Annotated in this window: 19 protein-coding genes; 5 read left to right on the top strand and 14 right to left on the bottom strand. The window is 70.9% G+C overall.

The window, feature by feature from the left end; translation table 11 throughout:
• The first annotated feature begins 108 nt into the window (after positions 1-108).
• Positions 109-1,908: a glycoside hydrolase family 15 protein gene (locus AB3M90_RS13075; RefSeq protein WP_412952549.1), complete on the top strand. Its 1,800-nt coding sequence runs from the start codon at positions 109-111 to the stop codon at positions 1,906-1,908.
• A gap of 38 nt (positions 1,909-1,946) precedes the next feature.
• Positions 1,947-2,843 (top strand): SDR family oxidoreductase, encoded by an 897-nt coding sequence (locus tag AB3M90_RS13070; protein WP_412952547.1) that lies wholly within the window; start codon positions 1,947-1,949, stop codon positions 2,841-2,843.
• Positions 2,844-2,873: 30 nt separating this feature from the next.
• Here the strand turns inward: AB3M90_RS13070 and AB3M90_RS13065 are convergent, their stop codons facing one another.
• Positions 2,874-3,302 (bottom strand): DUF1761 domain-containing protein, encoded by a 429-nt coding sequence (locus AB3M90_RS13065; protein ID WP_412952545.1) that lies wholly within the window; start codon positions 3,300-3,302, stop codon positions 2,874-2,876.
• 105 nt (positions 3,303-3,407) lie between these two features.
• Here AB3M90_RS13065 and AB3M90_RS13060 point away from each other — a divergent pair, with 105 nt between their 5' ends.
• Complete coding sequence (locus AB3M90_RS13060; protein ID WP_412952544.1) at positions 3,408-5,072, top strand: glycoside hydrolase family 13 protein; 1,665 nt, start codon at positions 3,408-3,410, stop codon at positions 5,070-5,072.
• A 10-nt stretch (positions 5,073-5,082) separates the two neighbouring features.
• Positions 5,083-6,297 carry an amidohydrolase gene (locus tag AB3M90_RS13055; protein WP_412952542.1) on the top strand — a complete coding sequence of 405 codons (1,215 nt, stop codon included), beginning with the start codon at positions 5,083-5,085 and terminating at the stop codon, positions 6,295-6,297.
• 16 nt (positions 6,298-6,313) lie between these two features.
• Here AB3M90_RS13055 and AB3M90_RS13050 read toward each other — a convergent pair whose 3' ends face one another.
• The 5 genes from AB3M90_RS13050 to AB3M90_RS13030 are packed head-to-tail and all read right to left on the bottom strand — an operon-like array spanning position 6,314 to position 11,740.
• Positions 6,314-7,189 carry a 1-phosphofructokinase family hexose kinase gene (locus tag AB3M90_RS13050; RefSeq protein ID WP_412952540.1) on the bottom strand — a complete coding sequence of 292 codons (876 nt, stop codon included), beginning with the start codon at positions 7,187-7,189 and terminating at the stop codon, positions 6,314-6,316.
• Entirely contained in the window at positions 7,186-7,677 is a 492-nt protein-coding gene (locus AB3M90_RS13045) for a Rossmann-fold NAD(P)-binding domain-containing protein (RefSeq protein ID WP_412952538.1), read from the bottom strand. Before AB3M90_RS13045 ends, AB3M90_RS13050 begins: the two co-directional genes overlap by 4 nt.
• A 10-nt stretch (positions 7,678-7,687) precedes the next feature.
• Entirely contained in the window at positions 7,688-9,505 is a 1,818-nt protein-coding gene (locus AB3M90_RS13040) for an IlvD/Edd family dehydratase (protein WP_412952536.1), read from the bottom strand.
• Positions 9,502-10,872 carry a family 4 glycosyl hydrolase gene (locus AB3M90_RS13035; protein ID WP_412952535.1) on the bottom strand — a complete coding sequence of 457 codons (1,371 nt, stop codon included), beginning with the start codon at positions 10,870-10,872 and terminating at the stop codon, positions 9,502-9,504. Before AB3M90_RS13035 ends, AB3M90_RS13040 begins: the two co-directional genes overlap by 4 nt.
• A 34-nt stretch (positions 10,873-10,906) precedes the next feature.
• Positions 10,907-11,740: a fumarylacetoacetate hydrolase family protein gene (locus tag AB3M90_RS13030; RefSeq protein WP_412952534.1), complete on the bottom strand. Its 834-nt coding sequence runs from the start codon at positions 11,738-11,740 to the stop codon at positions 10,907-10,909.
• A gap of 68 nt (positions 11,741-11,808) precedes the next feature.
• Between AB3M90_RS13030 and AB3M90_RS13025 the strand changes: the two genes are divergently transcribed.
• Positions 11,809-12,486, top strand: a complete 678-nt coding sequence (locus AB3M90_RS13025; RefSeq protein ID WP_412952532.1) for a hypothetical protein — start codon at positions 11,809-11,811, stop codon at positions 12,484-12,486.
• A gap of 101 nt (positions 12,487-12,587) precedes the next feature.
• Here the strand turns inward: AB3M90_RS13025 and AB3M90_RS13020 are convergent, their stop codons facing one another.
• The 8 genes from AB3M90_RS13020 to AB3M90_RS12985 form a co-directional block, all read right to left on the bottom strand.
• Positions 12,588-12,860 carry an endonuclease domain-containing protein gene (locus AB3M90_RS13020; RefSeq protein ID WP_412952530.1) on the bottom strand — a complete coding sequence of 91 codons (273 nt, stop codon included), beginning with the start codon at positions 12,858-12,860 and terminating at the stop codon, positions 12,588-12,590.
• Positions 12,788-13,429, bottom strand: a complete 642-nt coding sequence (locus AB3M90_RS13015) for a hypothetical protein (RefSeq protein WP_412952528.1) — start codon at positions 13,427-13,429, stop codon at positions 12,788-12,790. Before AB3M90_RS13015 ends, AB3M90_RS13020 begins: the two co-directional genes overlap by 73 nt.
• Before the next feature lie 195 nt (positions 13,430-13,624).
• Positions 13,625-14,305: a polysaccharide deacetylase family protein gene (locus AB3M90_RS13010; RefSeq protein ID WP_412952527.1), complete on the bottom strand. Its 681-nt coding sequence runs from the start codon at positions 14,303-14,305 to the stop codon at positions 13,625-13,627.
• Entirely contained in the window at positions 14,302-14,754 is a 453-nt protein-coding gene (locus AB3M90_RS13005; protein WP_412952526.1) for a hypothetical protein, read from the bottom strand. Before AB3M90_RS13005 ends, AB3M90_RS13010 begins: the two co-directional genes overlap by 4 nt.
• A gap of 19 nt (positions 14,755-14,773) precedes the next feature.
• Positions 14,774-15,613, bottom strand: a complete 840-nt coding sequence (locus AB3M90_RS13000) for a class II fructose-bisphosphate aldolase (RefSeq protein WP_412952524.1) — start codon at positions 15,611-15,613, stop codon at positions 14,774-14,776.
• Positions 15,607-16,386: a DeoR/GlpR family DNA-binding transcription regulator gene (locus AB3M90_RS12995; RefSeq protein ID WP_412952522.1), complete on the bottom strand. Its 780-nt coding sequence runs from the start codon at positions 16,384-16,386 to the stop codon at positions 15,607-15,609. Before AB3M90_RS12995 ends, AB3M90_RS13000 begins: the two co-directional genes overlap by 7 nt.
• Positions 16,370-17,377, bottom strand: coding sequence for a D-2-hydroxyacid dehydrogenase (locus AB3M90_RS12990; RefSeq protein WP_412952520.1), 1,008 nt, complete (start codon positions 17,375-17,377; stop codon positions 16,370-16,372). Before AB3M90_RS12990 ends, AB3M90_RS12995 begins: the two co-directional genes overlap by 17 nt.
• Positions 17,374-18,285: a carbohydrate ABC transporter permease gene (locus AB3M90_RS12985; RefSeq protein ID WP_412952518.1), complete on the bottom strand. Its 912-nt coding sequence runs from the start codon at positions 18,283-18,285 to the stop codon at positions 17,374-17,376. Before AB3M90_RS12985 ends, AB3M90_RS12990 begins: the two co-directional genes overlap by 4 nt.
• Positions 18,286-18,290: the final 5 nt, after the last annotated feature.

Genomic DNA, 18,290 nt, shown 5'->3' with positions numbered 1-18,290 from the left:
AGAGGCGAAAGTCTACGTTGCGCCGCCGGAGGTCGCCCTGTTATAGCAACCCGCTTCTCGGGGTGCAAGGCTTTTGCCCCGGTCGTCGGAGCCGCGCACGATGGGGCCATGCCCACCCACCCCTCCGGTCGCCCTCTCGCGACCTATGCGCCGATCGGCGACGGACGGACGGTGGCGCTCATCGGCGACGACGGGCGGATCGACTGGCTCCCTTTGCCCGACCTGACCGACCTCCCCGTGTTCGGGCGACTGCTCGACGACGAGACCGGCGGATGCTTCGAGCTCCGACCGGTCGACGAGTTCGGCACCGAACGCCGTTACATCCCGGGCACGAACGTGCTCGAGACCACCTTCATCACGCGATCCGGCCGTGTCCGAGTGACCGACGCCCTCGTGTCGGGCGTCGCCGGTCGCCTGCCCTGGGCCGAGCTCGCCCGACGCATCGACGGGATCGACGGGGAGGTGGAGATGCGGTGGCGGGTGCGGCCGGGGTCGTCGCTGCAGACCGCGTCGCCCTGGCTCGAGACCACCCCGCACGGCGACATCCTCCGCAGCGGCGAGACGGCCCTCGCGGTCGTGGGATTCGATCACGAGCCGCGCCGACCCGAGGCCAACGCATCGACGGGCCCGCTGCTCGACGGGGCGTTCGCGACGTCGCCCGGATCGCGGCATCTGCTGGCGCTGGTCGCGACCCACGACGAACCCCTGCACCTTCCCGATCCGTACAACGTCGATGACGGCATCGACCGCACCATCGGCAGCTGGCGGCACTGGTCCGACGTGTTCTCGTACGTCGGCCCCTGGGCCGAGCACGTGCAGCGCAGTGCGCTCGCCCTGAAGCTGCTGATCTACAGCCCGTCGGGCGCGATCGCCGCGGCGGCGACCACGTCGCTGCCCGAGAGCCCCGGCGGCGGCAAGAACTGGGACTACCGCCATGCCTGGGTGCGCGACCTCGCCTACACCGTGCACGCCCTCGTGCGGTTCGGCCTGCGGGAAGAGACGCAGGCGGCCCTGTCGTGGCTCCTCCGGACCATCCGGCACCACGGTCCCGACCTGCACGTCATGTACACGCTCGACGGCGCACTCGTGCCCGCCCCCCGTGAGTACGACGTCTCGGGCTGGCGCGGTATCGGCCCCGTCGTCACCGGCAACCCCGCTGGCGATCAGTTGCAGCTCGGCGTGTACGGCGACCTGATCGCCATCTGTCGCACCTACGTCGATGCCGGCAACGTGCTCGACACCGGAACCGCGCGGATGCTGGCCGACGTGGCCGACCGCACGTGCGACCTGTGGCGCAATCCCGATTCGGGCATGTGGGAGCTGCCCGAGCTGCGGCACCACACCTCGTCGAAGATGGGCTGCTGGAAGGCGCTCGACGACGCCGTCGCGCTCGCCGAGGCCGGCGCCATCCCCGGCAGCGCCGCGCGCTGGCGAGCCGAACGGGATCGCATCCGGGCCTGGATCGACGAGCACTGCTGGTCGGACGATCGCGGCGCGTACACGTTCTACGCCGGCTCGGACCGACTCGACGCCTCCGTGCTGCTGCACGCGCCGAGCGGGTTCGATCGCGGCGACCGCATGTCGTCGACCATCGACGCGCTCTCCGCGGAGCTCGGCGCCGGCCCTCTGCTGTACCGCTACAGCGGAGTGGCCGACGTCGAGAAGACCTTCGTCGCCTGCGCCTTCTGGCGCGTCGAAGCGCTGGCCTGCGTCGGGCGTCACGAGGAGGCGCTGGCACTGATGGACGAGCTGATCGGGCACGCCAACGACGTCGGGGTCTACGCCGAGATGATCGACGCCGACGACGGCTCCGCCTGGGGCAACACCCCTCAGGCGCTCAGCCATCTCGCGTTCCTCTCCGCCGCGATGACCATCCGCGACGTCGTCCCCGACGACCTGCTGCCCTGAACCCACCGACCGACCGGAAAACAAGGAAAGGACACCCCATGTCCCGCGATCAGTACACCCTCGTCAACCCCGCCGAGCTCTACTCGGACATCGAGCCGCAGAAGCAGAAGATGCCCGAGCCGGGGCTCGACGCCGATCTCACCCCGCGAGCCGACCACGGTGAGGAGAGCTACCGCGGCACCGGTCGGCTGACCGGCCGCAAGGCGCTCATCACGGGCGCCGACTCGGGGATCGGCGCCGCCACGGCGATCGCCTTCGCACGAGAGGGCGCAGACGTCGCCCTTTCGTACCTGCCGGAGGAGGAGGAGGATGCCACGCGCATCGCCGGCATCCTCCGCGAAGCCGGTGCGAACGTCGCCACGCTCCCCGGCGACCTGCGCGACCCGGAGTACTGCCGTTCCCTGGTGGCCGACGCGGTCGAGGCGCTCGGCGGCCTCGACATCCTCGTCAACAACGGGGGCAAGCAGGTCTTCCAGGAGTCGCTGACCGACATCAGCGACGAGCAGTTCGACGACACGTTCAAGACCAACGTCTATGCGATGTTCTGGATCACGAAGGCGGCGCTCCCGCACCTGTCGCCGGGTTCGACGATCATCAACACGACGTCGATCCAGGCGTACTCGCCGTCGGGCATCCTCGTCGACTACGCGTCGACCAAGGCGACCATCAACGCGTTCACGAAGGGCCTCGCCGAGCAGCTCGCCCCGAAGGGCATCCGCGTGAACGCCGTCGCCCCGGGTCCGATCTGGACCCCGCTGCAGCCGAGCGACGGTCAGCCGCAGGAGAAGATCGAGCAGTTCGGCGTAGAGACCCCGCTGGGCCGCATGGGCCAGCCCGCCGAGCTCGCTCCGGCGTACGTGTTCCTCGCCTCGCCCGAGTCGAGCTACGTCATCGGCGAGACGCTGAACGTCAACGGCGGCATGCCGACCCCGTGATCGGATGAGTGTGGGGTCGCCGGCGTCCGCTCAGGCGAGCGCCGGCGGCCACACCCCGATGATCACGGCCATGACGACCACGGTCACGAGCTCGTGGCCGATGTTGAGGGTGGTCAGCCTCGTCGAACGGCCCTCGAACGCGTCGTGGGTGATGAAGCGTGCGGCCGTGAAGCCCGCCCAGAGCGTCACGCCGGTGACGATCGCCCCCCAGAAGTACGGCCCGCCGTAGAAGTGCCACGAGATCGCGGCCGCACCGGCGAGCACCCACGCGGTGATGAAGCTCACGATCACCGTGGTGATGATGGGCCAGGCGGCGGTCGCCGCCGGCCGGTCCATGTCGACGTTCGCGAGCTTCGCCCAGCGCGTGCCGAAGACCTTCGGCGTGTACCAGACCGAGCCCACGAGCATGCTCGACGCGGTGGCCAGCAGCACCGCCCAGTAGTTGATCTCGGGAACCATCGCCGCCTCCTCGAATCGGATGCCGTCAGGCTACTCCGCGATGTGCGTCGCGCTCAGGATCGAACCGATTCGATTCCTGCGGTGGCGGGCCTGTAGCCTGGTCGCATGCCTCAGCTCGAACAGTTCGCCGCGCCCGGTTCCGAGTGGTGGCGCAGCGCCGTCATCTATCAGATCTACCCGCGGTCGTTCGCCGACGCGTCGGGCGACGGCATCGGCGACCTCCCCGGCATCACGGCCCGCCTCGACTCGCTGGCAGACCTCGGCGTCGACGCGATCTGGCTCAGCCCGTTCATGACCAGCCCGCAGCGCGACGCCGGGTACGACGTGGCGGACTATCGCGACGTCGATCCGCTCTTCGGCACCCTGGCCGACTTCGAGACCATGCTGACCGAGGCGCACGCCCGCGGCATCCGGGTGGTGATCGACCTGGTGCCGAACCACTCCTCCGCCCAGCACGCGTGGTTCCAGGCGGCTCTCAAGGCCGCGCCCGGCAGCCCGGAGCGCGCCCGCTACATCTTCCGCGACGGCAAGGGCGAGAACGGCGAACTGCCGCCCAACAACTGGGAGTCGGTCTTCGGCGGCGGCATGTGGGAGCGCGTGACCGAGGCCGACGGGACGCCCGGCCAGTGGTACCTGCACATCTTCGACCCGACGCAGCCCGACTTCGACTGGACGAACGAGGAGGTGCGCGAGGAGTTCCGCTCGATCCTGCGCTTCTGGCTCGACCGCGGGGTCGACGGCTTCCGCGTCGACGTGGCGCACGGCATGATCAAGGCCGAGGGGCTTCCCGACTACACGCCTCCTGCCGATGCCGACTCGATGGGCGGCGAGGAGGCGAACGTGCCGTACTGGGGCCAGGAGGCGGTGCACGACATCTATCGCGACTGGCACCGCGTGCTGGCGGAGTACGACGGCGACCGCGCCCTCTGCGGCGAGGCGTGGCTTCCGACGCTCAAGAAGACCGCGCTGTGGGTGCGCCCCGACGAGATGCACCAGACCTTCAACTTCCCTTACCTGAAGACCGCGTGGGACGCGGAGGAGCTCCGTGACGTCATCCGCGACTCGCTCGACGCCTTCGGCGCCGTCGGCGCGCCCAGCACCTGGGTGCTGTCGAACCACGACGTCGTGCGGCACGCCTCGCGCCTGGCACTGACGGCCGACAACCCGCAGGGCGAGGGCATCGGGCCGCTCACCCCGTACAAGCCCGACACCGCCACGGGCCTCGCCCGCGCGCGGGCGGCGACCACGGTGATGCTCGCCCTCCCCGGCTCGGCCTACCTCTATCAGGGCGAGGAGCTCGGACTGCCCGAGGCGATGGAGATCCCCGACGCGTTCCGACAGGACCCCACCTGGTTCCGCACGAACGGCGAACGCTACGGACGGGACGGATGCCGCGTGCCGCTGCCCTGGACCGCCGACGGCCCGTCGTTCGGGTTCAACGATTCGGGGGCCTCGTGGCTGCCGCAGCCGGCGCACTGGGCCGCCTACGCCCGCGACGTCGAAGCGGCCGATCCCGACTCCACGCTGTCGCTGTACAGGCGCCTGCTGACCGCGCGGCGGGAGCACGGCTTCGGCAGCGGATCGCTCATCTGGGAAGACGCGGGAGCGGATGCCGTGGCCTTCCGTCGCGGCGACGTGCACGTGGTGGCGAACCTCGGCAGAGAGCCGATCGCGCTGCCCGCCGACGCGTCGGTGATCGTCGCGAGCGGCCCGCTCGACGGCTCGTCGCTCCCGGTCGACACCGCGGTCTGGTACACCGCCCGCGAGTAGGCTCGACGCCATGACGATCGACCTCGAAGCGCTCTACATCGACCTGCACCAGCATCCGGAGCTGTCGTTCCAGGAGACGCGCACCGCCGGCATCGCCGCCGCGCATCTGCGCGATCTGGGACTCGAGGTCGACGAGGGCATCGGGGTCACGGGCGTCGTCGGCGTTCTCGCGAACGGCGCGGGTCCGGTGGTCTGGGTGCGCGCCGACATGGACGGCCTTCCCGTCGAAGAGCAGACCGGGCTGGCCTATGCGAGCACCGCGAAGGGCATCGATCCGGCGGGCACCACGGTGCCGGTCATGCACGCGTGCGGCCACGACATGCACGTCACCGCGATGACCGGTGCGGTCGAGCGGCTCGTCGCCGAGCGCGACGAGTGGTCGGGAACGCTCGTCGTGCTGATCCAGCCCGCCGAGGAGTACGGCGCCGGCGCCCGGGCCATGCTCGACGACGGCCTCCTCTCGCGCTACCCGGCGCCCGACGTCGTGCTCGGGCAGCACGTCACGCCTCTGCCGGCCGGGGTCGTCGGCGTTCGCAGCGGCACCCAGATGGCGGCATCCGACGGTCTCACCGTGACCCTGCACGGACGCGGCGGCCACGGTTCGCGTCCGCACTCGACGATCGACCCGGTCGTGATGGCCGCCGCGACCGTCATGCGCCTGCAGACCATCGCCTCGCGCGAGATCGACCCCCGCGGCGTCGGCGTCGTGACCGTCGGCTCGATCCACGCGGGCCTGAAGAACAACATCATCCCGGCGTACGCCACGCTCGAGCTCAGCCTGCGCTACCCCGACGAGGCGGCGCGCGACAAGGTGCTCGCGAGCGTCGAGCGCATCGTCCGTGCCGAGGCGATGGCCTCGGGAGCGGAGCGCGAGCCCGAGATCCGCACCGATCACACCCTGCCGGCGACGATCAACGATGCGGATGCCACGGCGCGGGCGACCGCGGCTCTGAAGCGCGCTCTCGGCGACGCATCCGTCATCGACCCCGGCATGTTCACCGGCAGCGAGGACGTGTCGTGGTTCGCGCGCGACGCCGGGGCTCCGCTGGTGTTCTGGTTCTGGGGAGGCGTCGACGCCGCTCGGTTCGCGGAGGCCGAGGCGGCCGGTCGCCTGGAGAAGGACATCCCGACCAACCACTCGCCGTTCTTCGCCCCCGAGATCCACCCGACCATCGACGTCGGCGTGACCGCGATGACGGCCGCGGCGCGGGAGTTCCTCGGCTGACTCGGCGTTCGAGCGCTCAGACCGGGGCCAGCACGCCCTGGCCCGGAACGCGGGCGTTGCGCTCGGCGGCATCCCGCGCGAGGTCGAGGGCCGTCGCGAACGGGAATCCGCGATCGAGGGCGTGCAGCAGCCCACCGAAGAACGAATCGCCGCTGCCGGCGGGGTAGCGTCCCACCGACTGCGGCGCGGGAAGCCGGTGCGGCTCTCCGTCGTGCAGGGCGGCTCCGCCGCGCACGCCGTCGGTCACGACCGCGTCGACGCCGAACCGGTCGTGCAGGGCGGCGCAGGCCGCCGCGGCGTCGGACAGATCACGGCCGAGGAGATCGGCGGCCTCGGCGCGGTTCACCTTGAGCAGGTCGCTCTCGCCGGCCAGCCGCCCGAGGGCCGCGCCCGAGGTGTCGAGCGCGACGCGCGACCCGCGCGAGCGCGCCTCGGCCAGCAGCGCCCGCAGCCCCTCGAGCGGCACGCCGCCGGGGATGCTGCCCGACAGGCCGAGCCACGCGGCGGCGGGCGCCGAGCGGACGGCGGCGGCGAACCGCGCCCACTCGAGCTCGGCGAGCGGCGCCGCCGGCTCATAGACGTCGGTGCTCGACGCGCCTCCGCCCGCTTCGACCAGGGCGAGGCACGTGCGGGTCTCGGCGGCGAGGGCGACCTCGGTCATGGCGACCCCGTCGGCGCGCAGCCTTCGGCCCACGCGCTCGCCGTTCTCGCCGCCGAGCGCCACGGTCACGTGCACGTCGGCCCCCAGCGCCCGCGCCGCGCGCGCGGCGTTGAGGGCCTTGCCGCCCGCGACCGCCGTCGTGGCGAGGGGACGGTTGATCTCGCCGTGCCGGAGGGCGTCGAGGTCGTAGGTGACGTCGAGGGCCGGCGAGAGCGCGAGGATCGCGATCATGGACGCCGCTCCCACGGGCGCACGACGCCGAGCGTGCACGGGTCGCCGTCGTCGAACACGACCAGCGCTGCGGCAGACACCTCGTCGGGCGTGTGCCACCGCACCTCGTCGCCCTCCTCGTGCCATCCCAGCTGCAGCGTGTCCGCGAGCAGCGCCGGCTCGCCGTGCGCCGGATCGGCGGCGGCACTGGTGCGCACTCGGACCAGTCGGCCGTCGATCGCCGCCGCGAGTCGCGGAAGGGTGCTCTCGGTCACCGCGGGGTCGTAGACGAGGGCGGCATCCCACCGCCGCGAGCCGAGAGCCGCGTCGAGCGCGCCGAGGTCGCGGGCATCGACGTGCACGGCCTCCACGCCGTCGGGCATCGGACGGCTCCGGCCGACGCCCGTCACCGCCGCGCCCCGCGAGACGAGGACGGATGCCGCGGGCGCGAGGATGCCGGACGCACCGACGACGAGGATCGAACCGTGCACCCGTGTGCGAGGACCCATGCGCTCCAACCTAGAACGCCTGGGGTCCGACCGCCGCGCCCGAGCGTCCCTGGAGGAAGTCGAGGTCGAGACCCTCGTCGGCCTGCGTGACGTGCTCGATGTACAGCCGCGTCCAGCCGCGCTCGCTGCCCGGCACGACGCGCGGGCGCCAGTCGGCACGGCGGCGTTCGAGCTCGTCGTCGTCGACGTGCATGTGCAGCGAGCGCCCGGCGACGTCGAGCGTGATCGTGTCGCCGGTGCGCACGAGCGCCAGCGGTCCGCCGGCGGCGGCCTCCGGCACGACGTGCAGCACGACCGTGCCGTACGAGGTGCCGCTCATCCGAGCATCCGAGATCCGCACCATGTCGGTGACGCCGGCTTCGAGGATCTTGCGCGGCAGCGCGAGGTTGCCGACCTCCGGCATCCCCGGGTAGCCCTTCGGACCGACGTTGCGGACGACGAGGATGTCGTCGGGCGTCACGTCGAGATCGGGGTCCTCGGCATCGACGAGGTAGTCCTGCAGCGAATCCCAGACGAGGGCGCGACCGGTGTGCTGCATGAGCTCGGGCGCGGCGGCCGACTGCTTGATCACCGCGCCGCGCGGCGCGAGGTTGCCCTTGAGCACCGCGATGCCCGAACCGACGGGCTTGACCGGGTTGTCGAGCGGACGGATGACCTCGCGGTCGAACACCTCGGCGCCGGCGTAGTTCTCGCCGAGCGTGGCACCGGTGACGGTGAGCGCGTCGCGGTGCAGCAGGTCGCCGAGGGTCTCGGCGAAACCGGCGGTGCCGCCCGCGTACTCGAAGTCCTCCATCAGGAAGCGCCCGCTCGGCATCAGGTCGGCGAGCACCGGGATGTCGCGCACGAGCGTGTCGAAGTCGTCGATCGTCAGCTCGACGCCGACGCGGCGGGCGAGGGCGAGCAGGTGGATGACGGCGTTGGTCGATCCGCCCAGTGCCGCGTTCGCGCGGACGCCGTTCTCGAACGCCTCGCGCGTGAGGATCTTCGACGGCCGCAGATCTTCCGCCACCATCTCCACGATGCGGCGGCCGGCGAGGTGCGCGGCGGTCGCGCGACGGGAGTCGTTAGCGGGGAGGGATGCCGTGCCGGGCAGCTGCATCCCCATGTACTCCGAGACGCACGCGAGCGTCGAGGCTGTGCCCATGGTCTGGCAATGCCCCTGGCTGCGGGCCATGCAGCCCTCCGCCTCGGTGATCGCGGTGTCGTCGATGAGGCCGGCGCGGTACGCCTCGGTGAACTTCCAGACAGACGTGCCCGAGCCGATGTCGGTGCCGCGGTGCTTGCCGTTGAGCATCGGACCGCCGGTGATGAGAAGGGCGGGAAGATCGACGGATGCGGCACCCATGAGGTACGCCGGCGTCGTCTTGTCGCATCCGGCGAGGAGCACGACGCCGTCGAGCGGGTTCGACCGCAGGGTCTCCTCGAGGTCCATCGCCATGAGGTTGCGCAGCAGCATCGCGGTCGGGCGCACGATCGGCTCGCCGGCCGAGGTCGTCGGGAACTCGAACGGCACGCCGCCCGCCTGCCAGATGCCGCGCTTGACGTGCTCGGCGAGCGCGCGCAGGTGGATGTTGCAGCTCGTCAGCTCGCTCCACGAGTTCGCGATGCCGATGATCGGCCGACCGCGGAACGAGTCGTCGGGCAGCCCCTCGCTGCGCAGCCAGGAGCGGTGCATGAATCCGGTCTTGCCCTCGGCTCCGAACCACTGCTGGCTGCGCAGGCCCTCGCCCCACTCGTGGGTGGGCACGCCGCCGCGTGCGGCGAACTCGGTGCTCTCGGCGGCGGCGGCGGCCTCTCGCTCCTCCTTGCCGAGGTTGCGCGCGCTCACGCGAACCTCGGCAGGTGCTGCGCCTGAGCGGCGATGAGGTCGTCGGTCAGGGCCGCGGCGCGGTCGGCGTCGAAGATCGCGCCGTCGGCGATCATCGCCTCGACGACCAGATCGCGATTCCCGGTGAGCGCCGCCTCGACGGCGAGGTCGACCGACGTCAGGCGGCGGGCGAGGATCGCCGTGAGGGGCTTTCCGAGGTCGGGGACGGCGATCGGGCGGATGCCGCGGGCCGTGGCGACTCCGGGGATCTCGACGGCCGACCAGTCGGGCAGCCCGGGGACGGCACCGTTGTTGACGACGTTGCAGCTGAACATCTCGCGCGAGTCGAAGGTGATGGAGCGGATGATCGCGATGAGCTGCTCCTGCTCGCCGCCGGAGCGCTCGAAGATCGACTGGTCGAGCGGCTCTTCGCCGAGCGCCTGTCGCTTCATGCCCTGGTAGCGGTTCTCGCCCCACTCGAGGATCTCGGGGAGGCTGAACGCGTCGATGCCGAGCTTCTTGCCGTAGTAGTCGCCGCTCTGGAAGCGCTCGGGGAAGAACTCCACCACGTGCCGGTCGCCCGCCGCCGCGAAGGCGCCGTACCGGTCGAAGAGCTCCCACGCGAACGGGTTGTGCCACGCCGTCGGCTTCTCGTAGAAGATGTTGCCGATGTCGGCGGGGTCGGGCGCCTCGGCCAGCTCGCGGTGCACGCGCTCGCGGATCAGCGGCCAGGCGTCCTGGCCCTTCCAGCGGAAGTCGTAGATGAAGGTCAGGTGGTTGATGCCGGCGTAGAGGGTCGAGGTCTCGTCGAAGGGCGCGTCTATGAGCTGCGCGAGCTCGCGCTGGATGTGGTGCATGCCGTGGCACAGACCGACGACGTCGAGTCCGGTCTGCTGGTGGATGGCCTGCACGTTGGCCGTCATCGGGTTCGAGTAGTTGAAGAAGAACGCGTCGGGCGCGAGGTCGGCGATGTCGTGCGCGATCTCGACGAGCACCGGGGTGGTGCGCAGCAGGCGCGAGATGCCGCCCGGCATGATCGAGTCGCCGACGGGCTGGTAGACCCCGTGCTTCTGCACGATCTCGTGGTCGAGCTGCCAGGCCGGACGACCGCCCACCCCGACGCACGTGACGATGAAGTCGGCGCCCGGGAGCACCGCGCGGCGGTCGGTGGAGCGCACCACGCGGATGCTGTCGCCGACACCGCGTGCCGCGACCATGGCTTCGGCGAGATCGGCCGCCACGTCGAGCGCCGTCGAGTCGACGTCGACGAGGCGGATCTCCCACGCCCCGAGGTCTTCGGCGCTGATGAGGTCGGCGAGCAGGCCGCGGGTGAAGACGGCGGACCCGGCCCCGATGAGGACGAGGACGCGGCGGTCGGTGGTGGTCATCGTTGAGTTCCGATTCGTGAGCGAGGCTGGGGTGTCAGGCGGTGAGCTGCGAGCGGTAGACGAAGCGGTTGCGCAGCTCGCCGATGCCCTCGACACCGGCGGTGACGGTCTCGCCGTGCTGCAGGTAGCGCGGCGGGGTGCGGAACGCTCCGGCGCCGGCGGGAGTCCCGGTGAGGATGAGGTCGCCGGGCTCGAGGGTGACCCCGTCGCTGACGAAGGCGAGGATGGTGGGCACGTCGAAGATCATCTCGGCCGTGTCGTCTTCCTGCAACAGCTCGCCGTCGACCTCGGCGTAGATGCGGTGGCCCGCGGGCTCGCCGAACTCGTCGGGCGTGACGAGCTCCGGCCCGAGCGGGGTGAAGGTGTCGAACGACTTGCCGCGCGTCCACTGCACGTCGCCGAACTGCACGTCGCGGGCCGACACGTCGTTGGCGACGGTGTAGGCCGCGACGTCGTCGAGCGTCGCCGGGGTGTCGCCGCCGCAGCGCCGGCCGATGAGCAGCGCCAGCTCGGCCTCGAAGTCGACGCCCTGGGTGAGGTGGTCCGGCACCACGACGTCTGCCGTGGGGCCGGTGATCGAGGTCGCGTACTTCGCGAACGTGAGCGGTCGCTCCGGCTGGGTGAATCCGGTCTCGGTCGTGTGATCGACGTAGTTGAGACCGACGGCGATGATCTTCCCGGCGCCGGCGACCGGAGCGAGGAGGTCGAGGTCGGCGAGGTCGACGATCGGCCAGTCGGCTCCGGACCGCCCGCTCTCGAGGGCGGCGAGGGCGTCGTCGGCGTGCGACTCCGGCGCGAGCCGGGACTGTCCGGCATCCGTGATGACGATGCGCGGCCGGCCGTCGACGAGGACTCGGGCGATTCTCATGGTTCTCCTTCGAAAGGTCGTGAAAGCAATGCTGTCACAAACACCCACAAATGAGCAAGAATAAGCAAATGCATTCAGAGATCAGCATCGTGGGCCCGGATCACGCCACCGCCGGACCTGTCTCCCTCGCCCAGGGCGTCTACGGAGCGCGCGGGAACCTCGAGCTCGTGGCCTGCGATGCGGTCGACGGCCTCTGGGTGTACTGGTTCAACGCCGACCACGAGGACGACCCGCCGGCCACCCCGGACGTGCCGCCCGGGCAGTGGAGCGCGGGGCTAGCGTTCGCCTCCGGGGCCCGGTACCTCGACGCCCAGATCGTGCAGTCGCCCCTCGGGCCTGACCACCTGGAGGTGCTGGCGCTCACGGCGGAAGGCGTGCTCGAGAGCTGGTACTGGTCCGCGGGGCCGGGGTTCCAGCGGCGCGACGCCGAGGCGGCGGCATCCGTTCGTCGCTTCCGCCTGACGCACCGCGACGGCGTCCTCCACGCTCATGTCGAGCACACAGACGGGACGGGAGCAGTCGTCGAGTCCCGGGGCGAGGACTACCCCGGTCGCGCGGGGCACGAAGTCGACCGCATCCCCGTCGTCGGCGACCCGGGCGCCCAGGAACTGCTGCGCGCCCGCGGTGTCTCCGACCTGGTCGAGGGCACGGCCCGCGCCGCGCACTCGACGCGCGACGGCGGCACGACCGAGCTCACCTGGCGCGACCTCGGCGGCAGCATCCGCCATCTCGGCATCCGCGACTGACGCGCGCCGCGACGAATCCTCGGAGAACAGCACGAACTTCGGACGAATCGCGCGATTCTCTGCGAAGTTCGTGCTGTTCTGCGAAGTTGTGCATGCGCGGATCACGCCCGATGCAGCCCCTGCGCCACGGCGCGCATGACGAGGTCTTGCACCATCGGCCACTCGTCCATCATCTGCGTGTAGCTGACCCGGATCACGTGGAACCCCATGAGCTTCAGCGCCGCGTCGTGGCGGATGTCTTCCGACCGCTGCGCGCCGACGTGGTGCGCACCGTCGATCTGCAGAACGATGCGATCGCCGATCAGGGCATCCACCCGATGGCCCGCGATCCAGATCTGCACGCGGATGGGAAGCCGCAGCCACCGCAGCCGCACCCGCAGGTAGGTCTCGAGCCCGGCATCCGCGAAGGGGACGCCTCGTCGAGCAGCCGACGTGCGTTCGCGCGGAGCGGCAGGTTCTGCAGCACCTGCCGCTCGACGAGCCCCTTGTTGAGCGCCGACTCCCAGGTCGCGAGCGCACGTTCGAAGGGCTCGCACTCGGCGACGAGGGCGAGCACGTTCTCGATCGGATCGGTGAGCACTCCGGGCGCGCGTGGGATCAGGGGCTTCGCCCAGTGCACGCGGATGCTGTCGGGCTTGCCTCCCGCCCCGCCCGGGCTGACCGCGGCGTGCACTCCGGGGTTGCGGTCATGCACCCAGAGGCCGAGTCTGCGGGCTTGGGTGACGCAGGAGAGCACGACGCCTTGGCGCGCGGCGGCGACCAGCATCGGGTCGGCGTCGGGCAGGGCGACCCAGCCGCGGCGTACACGGACGAGCCGTCCGCCGGCGATCGCCGCGGCGAACTCTGCACGGCGATGACCTCTATCTGCGACGGCACGCACCAGGGCGACGCCTCCGTTCCGGCGCACGACCACAGAGATGTCGGGTTTGTCGCGTGAAGGCATCCCGCGAGGATGCCAGGCGGTCGCGGTGCTGCGGTACCCGGCATCCGGTCGATGCAGACAACCGGCCGAATGCGCGATCCGTGCAGGAAGGGTCGCCGTGCACGAAGCTCGCAGAACGACACGGACTTCGCAGAGATAGGCCGAGACTCTGCGAAGTACGTGCTGTTCTGCGACGTTGCGGCGCGGCGCAGCGCCTCAGTTCACGCGGTGGATCATGGTGTTCGCGAACTGATAGCGGTATCCGGCGTCCTTCACCGCCCGGTCGTGGCGCGGGCTCTGGCCGTACGACGAGCCGTGCAGCCACACGAACGCGGGCGCCTCCTGACCGGTCACGGCCTCGAGGGCCGCCTTCGACTCGACCACCTCGCGGCGGATGTCCTCATCGGAGAGCACGGTGTCGAACCCCTCGTGGTGCGCGGTGTGCGGGAAGACGACGTGTTTCTTCGAGACTTCCGCGACCTCGTCCCAGCTCATGGCGATGCGGCCGCCCTTGGTGTCCTCCTCGACCAGCGAGATCCAGTGGGCGCGGGCGAAGGCCTCCTGGTGCTCGGGGTCGCAGTCGACGAACGAGGTGGCGATGGGGAACCATCCGGTCAGCCCGTACTGGTCGCACAGCGGTGCGGCGACCGAGATCGAGTTGCGGTATCCCTCGTAGAACACCGGGATGAGTCCCGGCTTGTCCTTGTGCCACGTTCCCGTGTCGAACAGCCGGTCGAGATCGTCGAGCGTCACCGGCGCGTAGTCCCGCGCGAACCCCGCCAGTTCCTTCTCGAGCTCGGCCCGAGCCCCGCGCGGCGTCGAGTGATAGTTGACGACGCGGATGAAGTGGCCGTTGGCGAGCTGCTCGCGCTGCGCGTCGAAAGAGGGCTGCGTCATGAGAGGGTTCCTTCCCCGGTGAGGACGGGATCGATCGGATCGGATGCCGCGGGAGCGGCCGGATCGGATGCCGAGGCGGAATCGGATTCCGCGATCTCGGGCGTCGCGGCGAGAGGCTCGGCACCGGGCGCGAAGTGGGTGTACGCGAGCACCTGCATCGCGGTGATGACGGCACCCTCGTCGTCGACGCGCGCGAACGGCACGAGCGCCTCGCGGTAGCGGTCGAGCACGGCGAGGAAGGCAGTCCCCTCGGCGCGCTGCGCCGCCGACCCGGCGACCGGGATCGGACCGCGCTCGTCGGCGAGGCCGAGCACCATCGGGATGCCTTCGCGCTCGAGGCGGCGATCGTGGCACGCGCGCATGAGCCCGACGATGTCGCCGGCCTCCAGCAGCGCGGCGGCGCTGGGTTCGCCGTCGTGCGACGACGGGCCCTGGACGGTTGCAGACATGGTTTCCTCCTTCTCCGGATCAGCGGAGGTCGGGTGACGGGTTCGAGATGACGTCGAGCAGGTGCGCGACCTCGGTGGCGACGGCTTCGCGGGCGGCCGTCAGAGCGCGGCGCGGGTCGACGCGATCGCCCAGCTCGGCGCGCAGGGCGCCGGTGTAGGCGATCGAGAGTTGCGTGCCGACGTTGACCTTGCGGATGCCGGCCGCCACGGCCGCGCGGATGCCGGTGTCGCCGACGCCCGACGAACCGTGCAGCACCAGCGGCACCGGCACGGCATCCGACAGGCGCGCGATCAGCTCGATGTCGAGCTCGGCGTCGCGCGTCGTCATCGCGTGCGACGAACCGACCGCCACGGCGAGCGCGTCGACGCCCGTCGCGGCGACGAACGCCGCGGCCTCGGCGGGGTCGGTGCGCACACCGGGCGCATGAGCGCCGTCTTTGCCGCCGATCTCGCCGAGCTCGGCCTCGATCCACAGCCCCCGCTCGTGCCCCCGGGTGGCGACGCGCGCGGTGGCTGCGACGTTGTCGTCGTAGGCGAGGGTCGAGGCGTCGTACATGGCCGAGGCGAAGCCGAGGTCGCCCGCCTCGAGCACGAGCTCTTCGGATTCGCAGTGGTCGAGGTGCAGCATCACGGGAACGGATGCCGCGTCGGCGAGCGCGCGGCAGGCGGCGGCGATCGGCGAGAGGGCGCCGTGGAAGCGCACCGCGTTGTGGCTGATCGAGAGCAGAACGGGGCGTCCGGCGCGTTCGGCGCCGTCGACGATCCCCTCGGCGTATTCGAGGGAGATGACGTTGAAGGCCGCGATCGAGGGCAGGCTCGCGCCCAGACCCACCGCCGCCAGAGCGGGCGGGATCAGCATGTCTCGACAGTCACCCCCGCGGTGCGCAGGCGCTCGAGCAGCTCGGCATCCGCCCCGTCGTCGACGATGAGCCGCGAGATCCCGTCGGTCGGAACGAGGCGCGCCGGTCCCCGCCGCGCCAGCTTGGAGTGGTCGGCGAGCACGATGAGCTCGCGCGCCGACGACGCCAGAGAACGGTCTGTCTGCGTCTCGGAGAGGTTCGTCCCGGTGACGCCCATCTCGGGGTCGACACCGAACGCCCCCGTGAACGCCCGGTCGATGCCGAACTCGTCGAGGCCGGCGATGGTGAGGTGGCCGAGGAGGCTCATCTCGGAGCGACGCAGCAGCCCGCCCAGCACGATGATGTCGATGTCGGGGAACTGCGACAGCCGGCTGACGACGCTGAGGCTGTTGGTGAGCACGGTGAGCCCGGGGATGCCGCCGAGGAACGGCAGCATCGCCTCGGTCGTCGTGCCGCCGGTGATGAGCACCGTCGAGTTCGGCGTGATGTGCGCCGCGGCTGCCCGGCCGATGCGCTGCTTCTCGTCGGCGTAGGCGACCTCGCGCTGCGGGCGCAGCGGCTCGACGTCGTCGTCGACCTGGGCGGCGCCGCCGTGCACGCGCTCGACGAGCTTCTTGTCCTGCAGCTCGTTGAGGTCGCGGCGCACGGTCGAGGTGCTGACCCCGAGCAGTTTCGCCATCTCGCTGACCGACCCGGCGCCGTAGGTGCGGATGTAGTTGAGCAGCTCGCGCTGACGCTTCGGCCCGATCAGGGGCTCAGTAACCGGCTGCACGGTCCACCTCATTCACCAGGGGCCGGTTCTCGGCCAGTCGGGTCAGATTCTCGACGACGAGGTCGAGTGTCTGTGCATGATACTGCGGGGCGAGGCCCGCGACGTGGGGGGTGATCAGCGCGCCGGGCTCACGCCACCAGACTGCGTCGGGGCTCAGCGGCTCCTCGTCGAAGACGTCGAGGGCGACGCCGCCCACGCGGCCGTCCCGCAGCCTTTCGAGCAGAGCCGCCTCGTCGACGATGCCGCCGCGGGCGATGTTGACCACGCAGGCGCCGGGAGGGAGCAGATCGAGCTGCGCCGGCCCGATCAGCCCGCGGGTGAGCTCGGTCAGCGGCACCACGACCACGAGGTACTCGCTGCGTCGCAGCACGTCGTCGAGGCGGTCGATCGGGAAGAGATCCGCCGGGTCGTCGGCGATCGCCTGGCGCCCGGTGTCGAACTTCTCGGCCGTCGCGACACGCGCGCCGGAGCGGCTGACCCCGAGGACATGCATCCCGAACGCGCTGGCGAGACGCGAGATCTCGCGGCCGATCCGGCCGTAGCCGATGATGCCGACGGTCGCGCCCGACAGCTGCCGCGGCGTGAGCGAGGCGAGACGCTCGGCGTTGGTCGGCCAGGTGCGGTCGGCGCGGTGGCGCTCGATGAGCGGCATCCGGTGCGCGAGCTCGAGGATCGACATCAGCGCATACTCGGCCATGGGCACCGGGGCGATGCCGCCGAGCGTCGCGATCGGCACGCCGCTCTCCCACAGCGACGAGCCGCGCACGTGGTCGACGCCCGAGGTGTCGAGCTGCACGAGCCGCAGCTTCGGCATGTCGGACGCCGCGGGCAGCCACTCGCTGGTGTGCAGCAGATCGACCTCGGCCAGCAGTTCGGCGGAGGGCGGCGCGTCGAGCGTCGTCCGGTGCACGGCGACGCCCGGCATCCGCTCTCGCAGCTCGTCGAACCAGGCGTCGGGCAGAGGCAGCGAACAGAGGTACGTGAGGCTCATTTGATGCCGCTCCGGGCGAAGCCCTGCACGAAGTAGCGCTGGAAGAAGATGAACAGCAGCACCATCGGCAGCACCGAGATCAGCGCGAGGGCCATGATCGCGTTGTAGTCGGGCGACGTCTGATTCTTGAGATAGAGCAGTCCGATCGGGAGGGTGAAGAGGGCGTTGTCGTTCAGGGCGATCAACGGCCAGGCGAAGTCGTTCCAGCTTCCCATGAGCGTGAGCAGGGTGAGCACGGCGATCAGCGGCTTGCAGAGCGGCAGCACGACCTGCAGGAAGATGCGCATGTGCCCCGCGCCGTCGATGCGCGCCGCCTCGATGATCTCGTCGGGGATGCCGATGAAGAACTGCCGCGCGAGGAAGATGCCGAAGGCGGCCGCGGCCCCGGGCAGGATCACGCCCCAGTACGTGCCGAAGATGCCCAGGGCGGAGACGAGCTTGAACTGCGCGACCATGATCGCCTGCACCGGGATCATCATCGTGGCGAGCGCCAGGATGAACACCGCATTGCGCCCGCCGAAGCGCAGCCGCGCGAAGGCGTACCCCGCGAGAAGGTTCACGAACACGGTGAGCGCGGTGACGATCGCGCCGATCACGACCGAGTTGCCGAACCAGTCGACGACGGGGACGCGGTCGAACACCTTGGTGAAGTTCTCGAGCGTGAAGGTGCTCGGCCACAGACGGAGTCCGGGCTCGAACACCTCGCCGCGGGGCGAGAACGCCACGACCAGCATCCAGTAGAGGGGGAACACGACGGCGAGCGAGACGACCGCCGCGATCAGGGTGCGCCAGACGATGCCCTTGCGCCCGGTGGCGCTCTTGCGGCGGCGGCGCTGCACCCGCTGCGCGCCGCGTTCGCCGAGGATCGCGGCATCCGCGATCTGGACGACTGTGGTGGTTTCGGCCATGATCC

This window comes from Microbacterium martis (assembly GCF_047246685.1).
Classification (GTDB): Bacteria; Actinomycetota; Actinomycetes; order Actinomycetales; family Microbacteriaceae; genus Microbacterium.
This window is presented reverse-complemented; position numbering and strand designations above follow the sequence as displayed.